9 protein-coding genes are annotated in these 9,910 nt (G+C 43.2%); 5 read left to right on the forward strand and 4 right to left on the reverse strand.

Translation table 11 applies throughout. The annotated features are described in order from the left end of the window. Positions 1–5: 5 nt before the first annotated feature. The 5 genes from ABLT31_RS25050 to ABLT31_RS25070 all read left to right on the forward strand — a co-directional run bounded on the left by ABLT31_RS25050 (position 6) and on the right by ABLT31_RS25070 (position 5,559). Complete coding sequence (locus tag ABLT31_RS25050; RefSeq protein ID WP_367756914.1) at positions 6–221, forward strand: YqgQ family protein; 216 nt, start codon at positions 6–8, stop codon at positions 219–221. A gap of 168 nt (positions 222–389) precedes the next feature. After that, entirely contained in the window at positions 390–2,786 is a 2,397-nt protein-coding gene (locus ABLT31_RS25055) for a transglycosylase domain-containing protein (protein ID WP_367756917.1), read from the forward strand. A gap of 106 nt (positions 2,787–2,892) precedes the next feature. Then, entirely contained in the window at positions 2,893–3,207 is a 315-nt protein-coding gene (locus tag ABLT31_RS25060) for a hypothetical protein (RefSeq protein WP_367756920.1), read from the forward strand. Between the two features lie 99 nt (positions 3,208–3,306). Beyond that, on the forward strand, positions 3,307–4,020 hold the full coding sequence (locus ABLT31_RS25065; RefSeq protein ID WP_367756944.1) for a pseudouridine synthase: 714 nt from the start codon (positions 3,307–3,309) through the stop codon (positions 4,018–4,020). A 63-nt stretch (positions 4,021–4,083) separates the two neighbouring features. Continuing rightward, positions 4,084–5,559 carry an alkaline phosphatase family protein gene (locus ABLT31_RS25070; protein ID WP_367756922.1) on the forward strand — a complete coding sequence of 492 codons (1,476 nt, stop codon included), beginning with the start codon at positions 4,084–4,086 and terminating at the stop codon, positions 5,557–5,559. Here ABLT31_RS25070 and ABLT31_RS25075 read toward each other — a convergent pair. From ABLT31_RS25075 to ABLT31_RS25090, 4 genes are all read right to left on the reverse strand, one after another. Continuing rightward, positions 5,548–6,213 carry an endonuclease/exonuclease/phosphatase family protein gene (locus ABLT31_RS25075; RefSeq protein ID WP_367756924.1) on the reverse strand — a complete coding sequence of 222 codons (666 nt, stop codon included), beginning with the start codon at positions 6,211–6,213 and terminating at the stop codon, positions 5,548–5,550. The genes ABLT31_RS25070 and ABLT31_RS25075 overlap by 12 nt on opposite strands. A gap of 81 nt (positions 6,214–6,294) precedes the next feature. Next, complete coding sequence (locus ABLT31_RS25080; RefSeq protein ID WP_367756926.1) at positions 6,295–6,498, reverse strand: small, acid-soluble spore protein, alpha/beta type; 204 nt, start codon at positions 6,496–6,498, stop codon at positions 6,295–6,297. 649 nt (positions 6,499–7,147) lie between these two features. After that, complete coding sequence (gene ilvD, locus ABLT31_RS25085; RefSeq protein WP_367756928.1) at positions 7,148–8,833, reverse strand: dihydroxy-acid dehydratase; 1,686 nt, start codon at positions 8,831–8,833, stop codon at positions 7,148–7,150. Positions 8,834–8,922: 89 nt separating this feature from the next. Next, the gene (locus ABLT31_RS25090; RefSeq protein ID WP_367756930.1) at positions 8,923–9,309 is read right to left on the reverse strand and encodes a hypothetical protein; all 387 of its coding nucleotides are present in this window, start codon (positions 9,307–9,309) and stop codon (positions 8,923–8,925) included. Between the last annotated feature and the right edge of the window lie 601 nt (positions 9,310–9,910).

The following is a 9,910-nucleotide window of genomic DNA, read 5'->3' on the forward strand; positions in this document are numbered from 1 at the left end:
GCCAGATGAGACCCATGTCCTTTATTGAGGTGAAAGAATTGCTGAGGGCATTTGGGATTGTGATTTATACGGGTAACGCTATGGGAGATTGCCTGCTGATGGAAGATGAACTAAAGGAGCTTCATGAAGCGGGTCTTCTGGGAGATCCAGATATTTTCCGATCAGCTCTCTTGGCCGTCCGCAAGAGAAAGTCAGAATTGAATCAAAATCCCTATGCGTAGAAGGTACACGGTTGTACCTTCTTTCTCGTTTGATATGTAAAAATAAGGAAATTTTAAATTATAACTTATTCCCCCCTAAAAAGTCAATGTTGTTGCGAAAGATTTTTTACTGGATGAAATGAAACTTTTACGGTCTTCATAGAGTAAAAAACTAAAGGAGGGAGAGAAATGACAAGAAAAAAGAAAAAGCGGAACCTTTGGAGATGGTTTGGCATCCTTGCAGGAGCTCTAGTGCTCCTTGTTGTCGGGGGATGTGCAGCGATGCTGTCTGTAGGCAACGCGTTAGTGGATCAAGGAAAAGTAAAGGAACAAATTGAAACAACCGTCTTATACGATAGAAATGAACAAGAGGTATATCGGTTATACGTAGAAGACCGGGAATACGTTGAGTACCAGGAAATCCCCCCCATTATCGTCAGTGCGTTTGTAAACGTCGAGGATGAACGTTTCTTTACGCACCGTGGGGTAGATGTTATTGCCATTGGGCGAGCCCTTTATAAGGATATCCTAGCAGGAAGCAAGGTGGAAGGGGCAAGTACCATTACTCAGCAGCTGGCAAAGAATGTCTATTTGACTCATGAAAAATCTCTTTGGAGAAAGACCAAAGAGGCCCTTATTGCGTTAAATTTGGAACAAAACTATTCCAAAGAACAGATTCTTGAATTTTATTTGAATGAAATTTTCTTCGGTGACGCGGTGTATGGGATCAAAGCTGCTTCTCGATATTATTTTGGGAAGGATGATCTCAACGAGCTGACGCTGGCGGAAGTGGCAACCTTAGCAGCCTTGCCAAAAGCACCGAATAGCTATTCTCCGCTCAAAAATTACGAAAAATCGCTTGAGCGACGCAAGGTTGTTCTCGCCCTGATGGAGAAAAATGGGGCCATTACGAAAGAGCAACGAGAAGCCGCTGAAAAAGAGGAATTGAAGCTTGTTGGCGCCAGCAAAGGGGATAAGGCGGTCCGCGCTTATGTCGATTACGTGCTGCAAGAGGCACAGGAAAAGTTCGGCATCACGGAAAACCAATTATATCGCGGAGGATACCAAATCTATACGGAAATGGACTCCCAGGCACAAAACGCAATGATCCGTGCTTTTGACAATCCCGAGCTGTTTCCGAAGTCAAAATCGGAAGATTTAGTTCAAGCGGGAATGGTCATCATGGATCCTTACACCGGTGGAGTCGCGGCGATGATGGGCGGCCGGGACTATGTCTCAAAAGGGTTAAACCGTGCCTTAACCAAACGAAGCCCAGGATCTACCTTTAAGCCGCTTGCGGTTTATGCTCCTGCATTAGAACAGGATTGGAATCCTTATGATATGCTGAGAGATGAAAAAATGACCTTCCAGGGGGGCTACAGTCCGAGTAACTGGAACGGAGATGGTTACTTGGGTCGGGTATCCATGTACGATGCTTTAAAAAGATCGAAAAATGTACCCGCCGTTTGGCTTTTGAATGAGATGGGAATTGATACAAGCTTTCGTTACCTGGACCGGTTTGGCATTCCCTATGATAAGGAAAAGGATCGCCAGCTAGGGATAGCTCTGGGCGGCCTCACATACGGCGTGTCGCCTTTGGAGATGGCAGCGGCCTATAGTGCCTTTGCTAATCATGGGGTGTTGGTTGAGCCGCATGCTATTGTTAAAATTCAGGATCGCGATGGTGCCATTTTGGAGAATGAAGTTGCCACATCGACCGTAGTCACGGAACAGACTTCGTACTATATGACGAAAATGCTGCAAGCAGTGGTAAAAGAGGGTACAGGAAAGGCCGCGCGAATGAATCGACCTGTCGCGGGCAAAACAGGTACAACCCAGATGGAAGGAACGAGAGGCGGGAACCGGGATGCCTGGTTTGTGGGGTATACCCCTGAATATGTCGGCGCGGTTTGGATGGGTTACGATAAATCTAATGCCGAGGCCAACTATTTGACTAAGGGAAGTGAAGTTACGGCGAAGTTCTTTAGTACAGTCATGACAGAAGCATTAGAGGGCCGGGAAATCCAGTCATTCACAAAGCCAAAGGGAGTCAAGGATTTAGTTCCGCCGGTCAATTTGCAGCCTATTACAGACCTGCAGGTGGAGAACTTGATGGACTCGATTCATCTCGTTTGGTCAGCCATCCCTGATGACCGTGTTCTTTATCGGATTTATCGCTATATCGGTGATCCGGCAAATAAAGAATTGATTGGGGAAACAGAATACAATGAGTGGATGGATACGGGGATTCAGTCAACGGAACCCGTAAACTATTTGGTTGTTCCTTATGATTCGCAAAATAAGCGGGAAGGCAGCGAGTCTAATATCGTTCAGATTATTCCAGCACCGCTCCTTGATCCAGAGCTTGCGCCGCCTGTAGATGAGGAGGGGGAAGGAATGGAGGAGATTCCGCCTGAAGGGGAGGAACCTGACATGGAAGATCCGAATGCGAAACAGCCCGATGTAACCAAACCTCCACAGCCGGAAACAGAGCCAGTGAATCCTGAGCTCAATTTATTAGAACCTCCTGCGCAAGGTGAGCCAGAGAAGCAAGAGAAAGGGAAAGAAAAAGAAAAAAATAATTAATCGGGGCAGGTTACCAGAAATTTATCGGTTATAAATTTTCTAAAACATTCGATTTTACTCGTCAAAAATTATATAATAAAAAGAAAGCGCTAGGAGGGGAATTAGTATGTCCATCCAAATGGATCAAGATATTACGAAATTCTTTCAAGATAAGTTGCAAAGAGCAAAGATTACATTCGAGCGTGCCGTTGACTGTAAACACACAGAGTTTGACGACCTCTATCCGTACATGGGTGAACATCCTCAATTCTTCTGGTATAAGCGATATGTGGCTTGGCAGGAACTTTTGACCATTGCCGGAATCGCAGAAGAGCTGGGACTGGATTGGACGACTAACTTCACCGAGAGCCAAGTCGGGTTCGTTAAAGGGAAGGTTTTAGAAGCGAAGGTACTTGATAACTGGTATCCTGAAGAAGAATAAGCTACAGTTGAGAGGGTGATCCTTTAGGATTGCCCTTTTATTTTTAACTGATGTCGGAAAAAATAATGGAAAAAGCAGAGGAGAACGACGATGGCAAAAATGAGACTAGATAAGCTGCTATCCAATATGGGATTTGGAACAAGAAAAGATATCAAGAAATTTGCCAAAGATGGGCTTGTCCTTGTCGATGGAAAAATGGTCAAAGATAGCAGCCAGCACGTGGATCCGGAAGAGCAGGAAGTGGAATTCGACGGTGAACCGGTAAGGTACAGAGAGTTTGTTTATTTAATGCTAAACAAACCGCAAGGGGTCATCTCTGCTACAGAGGATCTAATCGAACGTACGGTAATCGATCTTTTGGATATGGAATACATACCCTTTGAGGTGTTTCCTGTCGGCAGACTGGATAAAGACACGGAAGGATTATTGATCTTAACGAATGACGGCAAGATGGCTCATGAATTGCTGTCTCCGCGAAAGCATGTCCCAAAAACCTATTATGCTGACGTTGAAGGTATAGTGACCCAAGAAGATATCGAGGCATTTGCAAAGGGAGTAAAACTGGATGACGGGTATGAGACGCTACCGGCGGATTTAGTCATTTTGGAGTCAGGAGAGCTTTCCCGAATTGAATTGACCATCTATGAAGGGAAATTTCATCAAGTAAAAAGAATGTTTATTGCAGTTGGGAAGAAAGTGAAGTACCTGAAGCGGATAAAAATGGGAAATCTTTCTTTAGATCCGGCGTTATCCTTAGGGGAATCCCGTGAACTTACCGAGGAAGAACTGTCCCTTTTAAAGATGATGGAATAAAAAGGCTGCGGTTGTACAAACTAGACACTACTTGACTAAACCGAAAGGGGAGAGGGACTATTAATGAAAAAAGTGATCTTCTTAATGATAGATTCCTTGATGCCTGAGGTTTTAGAGGATTGTATCAACCGTGGCCTGACCCCAGCCTTAGCTTTCTTTAAGGAAAAAGGCATGTACTGGGATAAATGTACAAGCGTTTTTCCTACCATGACTGCATCGGTCGACTGTTCCCTTGTCAGTGGGGAATACCCGGATAAGCATAAGATTCCAGCTCTCGTTTGGTATGATCTTGAACAGCGGAGTCTGGTCAATTACGGCAACGGGTCCATGCCCGTAAGAAAACTAGGGCTGGGCCAATGCGCCACCGACGTTTTGCATGGAATGAATGATAAGCATCTCAGCAGAAACGTTTCCACCATATATGAAGAGTTGGAAGTCCGGGGAAGGACGTCCGGTTCGATTAATCTAATCGCCCATCGTTCTCGAAAAAAGTATAAAGTGAATCTGCCATTTTTGTTAAGATTGTTAACGGGTTTTCGCACCTTTCCGGATGTCAGTGGCCCCGATCTGTTTACAATGGGGAGACTCGTCCGCTCTCCCATACATCCTAGGCTGCCTTGGGCATGGGATGAGTCGGTATTTCGTCACTATGGAATTAATGATGATTTTGCCATTCGTTTGCTTAAACATTTAATTTCTCACGACACCACGCCAGACTTTACGATGGTTTATCTTCCTGATAACGATCATCAGGTCCACATTCATCCGAAAAAGGCTTGTGCCATTCTACAAAAAGTCGATCAAAAATTGCAATCCGTTTTAAATCAGTTTTCTTCTTGGGAACAGGCGCTGGAGAAATATGTGTTTATCATTACAGGGGACCATGGTCAAACGCTTATTGGGAACTCAGAGAAAATCCATAATATTACGCTTGAAGATCTATTGGCCGGTTTGAGGATTACCCCCTACGGTGAAAAGCCAGCTAGTGAAGATGATCTGCTCATTGCTAACAATGAGCGAATGACGTATATCTATCCTTTCAAAAGCGGCGTAGACAAAGAGGTCATCCATCGCCTAAAGCAGGAGGAACGGATCGATATCATTGCGTGGAAGGATGGGGATTGGGTCTCCGTGTGCTCGGGCCAAAAAGAAGGGGAGCTTTGCTTTCGCCGAGGTGGAGAGCTGCAAGATATATATGGAGCTGCTTGGACCATAAAGGGAGAAAGAGGCATTTTAGACCTGCAAACTTCAGCAGATTCGCAGATGCTTTCTTTCGGCGACTTTCCGGATGTTTTAGCTCGATTATATGGTGCTTTATATTCTCAGGATATTCCAATGATTGCGGTAACAGCAAAACCGGGATGTGAATTTAAATCGGAGTATGCCCCTACCCATCTGAATGGGGGGAGCCACGGGTCATTGCATTGGAAAGATTCGACTATCCCTTTGATTGTCACTGGGACAGAGGGGAAAAACCGACCTTTTCAACATCCGCGGCTCGTTGATTTAAAAAATTATATTTTACAATTACTTACTTAAGCCAATCACGGAAGTGATGGGATAATGGTCAGAGTGGGTTACGGGAATTACTTCATAGCTGGAAAGATGGAATGATGAAGACGCATAAATATAGTCAATTCTTTTCTTTAAGGGGAAGATGGTCGGAAGACTTTCTTTCCCTGCTTTCTTTCCAAGATCCATCATATCAGGGAATGGTATCGTAACGACCGTATTGAAGTCCCCCATCAAAATATGAAGTAAAGAGCTTTTGTCTAGGAGCATCGCAAGGTGCTCTAATTGCGACTCTCTTTCTTTTTTTCCTAGACCTAGATGGGTGTTCAAAACCTCGATCGTACGTCCTTTGATATCAATTGTGGAGCAGAGGACACCTCTTTGTTCCTTTTGACTTGGCAAAGGGATATTTTTCGATTGGATCAGAGGGAATCGCGTTAATGTCGCGTTTCCGTACATTCCGTCCCCTATCTTCACATTCCCCCCGAAATCTCCATTCATAGCTAAAGCTTCTTTAATTTGATTAAATTGCCAACCTTGCTTCGAGTTATTGTGAACTTCTTGCAAAGAAACGATATCGGGTGCCTGTTCACGCAAAAACTCAATAATGGAATCCAGAGTAGGCCTATAGAAAAGATTTTTTCCGCTATGGATGTTATAGCATACAATTTTTAATTCCATGGTTGAAACGATCCTTTCTTTCCGAAATGTAAAAAGGAAGCGGAATATTCCGCTTCCTAGAAGGAGGGTTAAGCCTTAAGACTAGCGGTTGTTAGCCAATTGCTGTTCAGCAAATTGCACAAGGCGCTTTGTGATTTCTCCACCTACAGAACCATTTGCACGAGAAGTGGTATCTGCGCCAAGCTGTACGCCAAATTCTGACGCAATTTCGTACTTCATTTGATCCAGTGCTTGAGCAGCTTGAGGAACAAGTTTTTGGTTGTTGTTGTTATCATTTTGAGCCATTCTTCAATCACTCCTTTTTTGTTTTGGGCAGAGAGCAGGATTCCCCTGCGTCCCTGCTAAGGCTTCAATGAAGCTTTTCCGACAAATCAGGCTTGCTCTACCGAAAGCTCTCCACAGCGGACGTCCAGTGGGCTATTGCCCTCGTCCCTTGCTGTGGATTTTTATTATGACTCAGGAAGAAGAGAAATATACATGATATTTATCCACACAGCGAACAAGCGTGTTGATAATTAATTAACATCTAGATAACAGTTTATTCACATTTTTCTGTGGACAAAGTATCCTTATTTTGGTATTCTTGAATCACAGTCACTGATAGATTCTTTTGGACTTTTGGTAAAGGGAGGTTTCTATGGATTCATTTAAGAATGAAATAGAAGCATTACATGACATAGGGATCTTAAGGGAAAAGAAAAACAGGATCAAGGATTCAGTGGTCAGTCCAGATTTGAATTGGAATTCCAGAATGAAGTTGTATGAACAGGTGCAGATGATCAATATAAGAATTGCGCACCTCTCTACACAAAGAAAATCACACTGCTAATGCATCAATAGAAAATACAAATAATCCCGCCAAACTTTGGCGGGATTTTTACTTTTTAATGACATAAAAACAGGCCGATGAGAATCGGCCTGTAATAAATCCAAATTAAATTTTCATAATTCCGCCAGTGCTTGCAGAAGTAACAAGCTTGGAATAGCGAGCGAGGTAACCCGTTTTTACTTTTGGCTCAAACCCAGTCCATGCAGCCTTGCGCTTAGCCATCTCTTCATCAGAGATTTTCACTTCTAATTTATTGCTTTCTAGGTCAATTACAACAATGTCTCCGTCGTTAATGAAGGCAATCGGTCCGCCCTCAGCAGCTTCAGGAGAAACGTGACCTACACTGATTCCGCGGGAAGCCCCGGAGAAGCGCCCGTCTGTGACAAGAGCTACTTTTGTTCCAAGTCCCATTCCCATGATTTGAGAGGTAGGTGCAAGCATTTCCGGCATTCCCGGGCCACCCTTTGGTCCTTCATAACGAATGACAACAACATGTCCTTCTTTAATTTTCCCAGTAGCGATTCCTTCTAAGGCTTGCTCTTGTGAATCAAAAACAATAGCAGGTCCTTCATGGCGAGTAATACCAGGCTCTACAGCTCCAGTCTTGATTACGCCGCCTTCAGGAGCCAAGTTTCCGAACAAGATGGACAATCCGCCTTTAGGAGAATAAGGATTATCTAAAGGACGAATGACTTCCTTGTTTGTAATGTCATGTCCAGCGATGTTTTCAGCAAGCGTCTTGCCAGTAACGGTTAGGGTATCTGTATGGATAGCCCCTTCCTTTTTGCTAAGTTCGTTTAAGATCGCAGTGACTCCACCAGCGTTGTGGACATCTTCCATATGGTAGTCAGAGGCAGGTGCAATTTTAGATAAATGCGGAACTCTTTCTGCCACAAGATTGATTCGTTCTAGAGAATAGTCAATCCCAGCTTCATTTGCAATAGCTAAAGTATGAAGAACAGTATTAGTGGACCCGCCCATTGCCATATCTAAAGCGAAAGCATTATCGATCGCTTTTTCAGTTACGATATCGCGAGGTTTAATGTCCTGCTCAATCAAGTTCATAATCTGCTTCGCTGCACGCTTCACTAAATCTCTGCGCTCGTCGGAAACAGCTAAGATGGTTCCGTTGCCTGGTAAAGCAAGTCCGAGCACTTCTGCAAGGCAGTTCATGGAGTTAGCTGTAAACATACCAGAGCAGGATCCACAGGTCGGACAGCCATACTTTTCAAGCTCGTCTAAGCTTTCTTGGTTAATTTTTCCGGATTGGAAAGCACCTACGCCTTCAAATACGGAAGATAGAGAAATGGAGCGTCCATCAGAAGTCTTTCCAGCTTTCATCGGTCCGCCGGTTACGATGATTGTTGGGATATTAACCCGAAGAGAAGCCATCATCATTGCCGGTGTGATCTTATCGCAGTTCGGGATACAAATCAGTCCATCGAAAGCATGAGCTGAAACGACAGTTTCGATCGAATCAGCAATGATTTCGCGGCTAGGCAAGGAATAGCGCATGCCGATATGGCCCATGGCAATCCCGTCATCTACACCAATGGTATTGAACTCGAAAGGTACTCCGCCTGCTTCACGAATCGCTTCTTTTACAAGCTTTCCGAATTCCTGCAAGTGAACGTGTCCTGGAATAATATCGATATAAGAGTTGGCAACAGCGATAAAAGGCTTGTCCCAATCGGATTCGTCTTGAATAACTCCAGTCGCTCTCAATAAGCTTCTATGTGGTGCACGGTCAAATCCGCGCTTGATAGTGTCACTTCTCATACGTCTAGCCATTGTTTGTTTCCCTCCACCATTAATAAATTTCTATTAATTTTAACAGTTTTTATTTAAAAAGTATATTTGTAAAAATGAGGTTTCTACCCCTAAGTAAACAACATGAGGTTACTGTATTGCGCAACATGCTCTAGTATCTTTTGGCTTAGGGGGACAATGAAATCCATTTTCCCTCGTTCAAACGTACCGCTGCGGTTATAGATCTTAACCTTATCCACAGAAACTTTATAATAATTGTTCCCGAAGGAAGCAACTACCTTTTCTTCCTTGGAAGCCTGTGGATAGAATGTCATCGGTCGGCTTTCCACTTGATGAGGAACCATGCTAATAATGTCACTCAATTGGATCTGGTAAGAGTGATGCGGTTTTAAGAAAACCAGTTCCTTCGTTGTGATAGAACAACCGAATTGACTCTTCATCTGCGATAGCTTCAATTCACCTTCCAGAGATTTAACACGAATAAAGTCAGTATTCATACTACTCACCTCCAGAATTAATCACCTTAATACATTATAAATACGTTTAAATATCAATAACATTCATTGTACCATACAAATAGGCAAGTTGAGTAATAGGGAAAGGAGGTAAATTAGGGATTGTGAGTGTAGAAGATTTTTGAAGATCTTTGATGGGGTATGAGATCTAAACGTTACTTGAGAACTATAAGTAAAGTAATTTTTCAGTAGAGTTGAGTTTTAATAAATTAGCATTAAATAATTATCTAGTCATTATAAACTTGTTAGAAGAGGATATATTCACCTTGTAGTTATTGCGTCTTATTTAGCTATGATTGCGTCAATTTATGATTTATTGCGTCAATTCCACTAAGAATTGCGTCGATTTTTTGATTTTTGCGTCTAAGCTATTCATTCTTCATGCCTAACTATCTTTTTGGCACAGTTTTTCCCGCTGGGCATATAACTAAAGGGTGCTCTGATCGAGTATATAAAAAGATAAAAAAGGGCATTGCTTTTGTAAAAAATGCGTGATATTATAATTCTTGTCGCCAAGAGCGACAACAAATGTGCCGAAGTGGCGGAATTGGCAGACGCGCACGACTCAAAATCGTGTTCCGTA

This window comes from Ammoniphilus soli, assembly GCF_040813775.1.

What these genes read in the sequence shown, in the direction of transcription:
- ABLT31_RS25065 (WP_367756944.1), top strand. Translation starts at nt 3,307, where the DNA reads ATGAGACTAGATAAGCTGCTATCCAATATGGGATTTGGAACAAGAAAA.
- ABLT31_RS25060 (WP_367756920.1), top strand. Translation starts at nt 2,893, where the DNA reads ATGTCCATCCAAATGGATCAAGATATTACGAAATTCTTTCAAGATAAG.
- ilvD (WP_367756928.1), bottom strand. Translation starts at nt 8,833, where the DNA reads ATGGCTAGACGTATGAGAAGTGACACTATCAAGCGCGGATTTGACCGT.
- ABLT31_RS25050 (WP_367756914.1), top strand. Translation starts at nt 6, where the DNA reads ATGAGACCCATGTCCTTTATTGAGGTGAAAGAATTGCTGAGGGCATTT.
- ABLT31_RS25075 (WP_367756924.1), bottom strand. Translation starts at nt 6,213, where the DNA reads ATGGAATTAAAAATTGTATGCTATAACATCCATAGCGGAAAAAATCTT.
- ABLT31_RS25070 (WP_367756922.1), top strand. Translation starts at nt 4,084, where the DNA reads ATGAAAAAAGTGATCTTCTTAATGATAGATTCCTTGATGCCTGAGGTT.
- ABLT31_RS25080 (WP_367756926.1), bottom strand. Translation starts at nt 6,498, where the DNA reads ATGGCTCAAAATGATAACAACAACAACCAAAAACTTGTTCCTCAAGCT.
- ABLT31_RS25090 (WP_367756930.1), bottom strand. Translation starts at nt 9,309, where the DNA reads ATGAATACTGACTTTATTCGTGTTAAATCTCTGGAAGGTGAATTGAAG.
- ABLT31_RS25055 (WP_367756917.1), top strand. Translation starts at nt 390, where the DNA reads ATGACAAGAAAAAAGAAAAAGCGGAACCTTTGGAGATGGTTTGGCATC.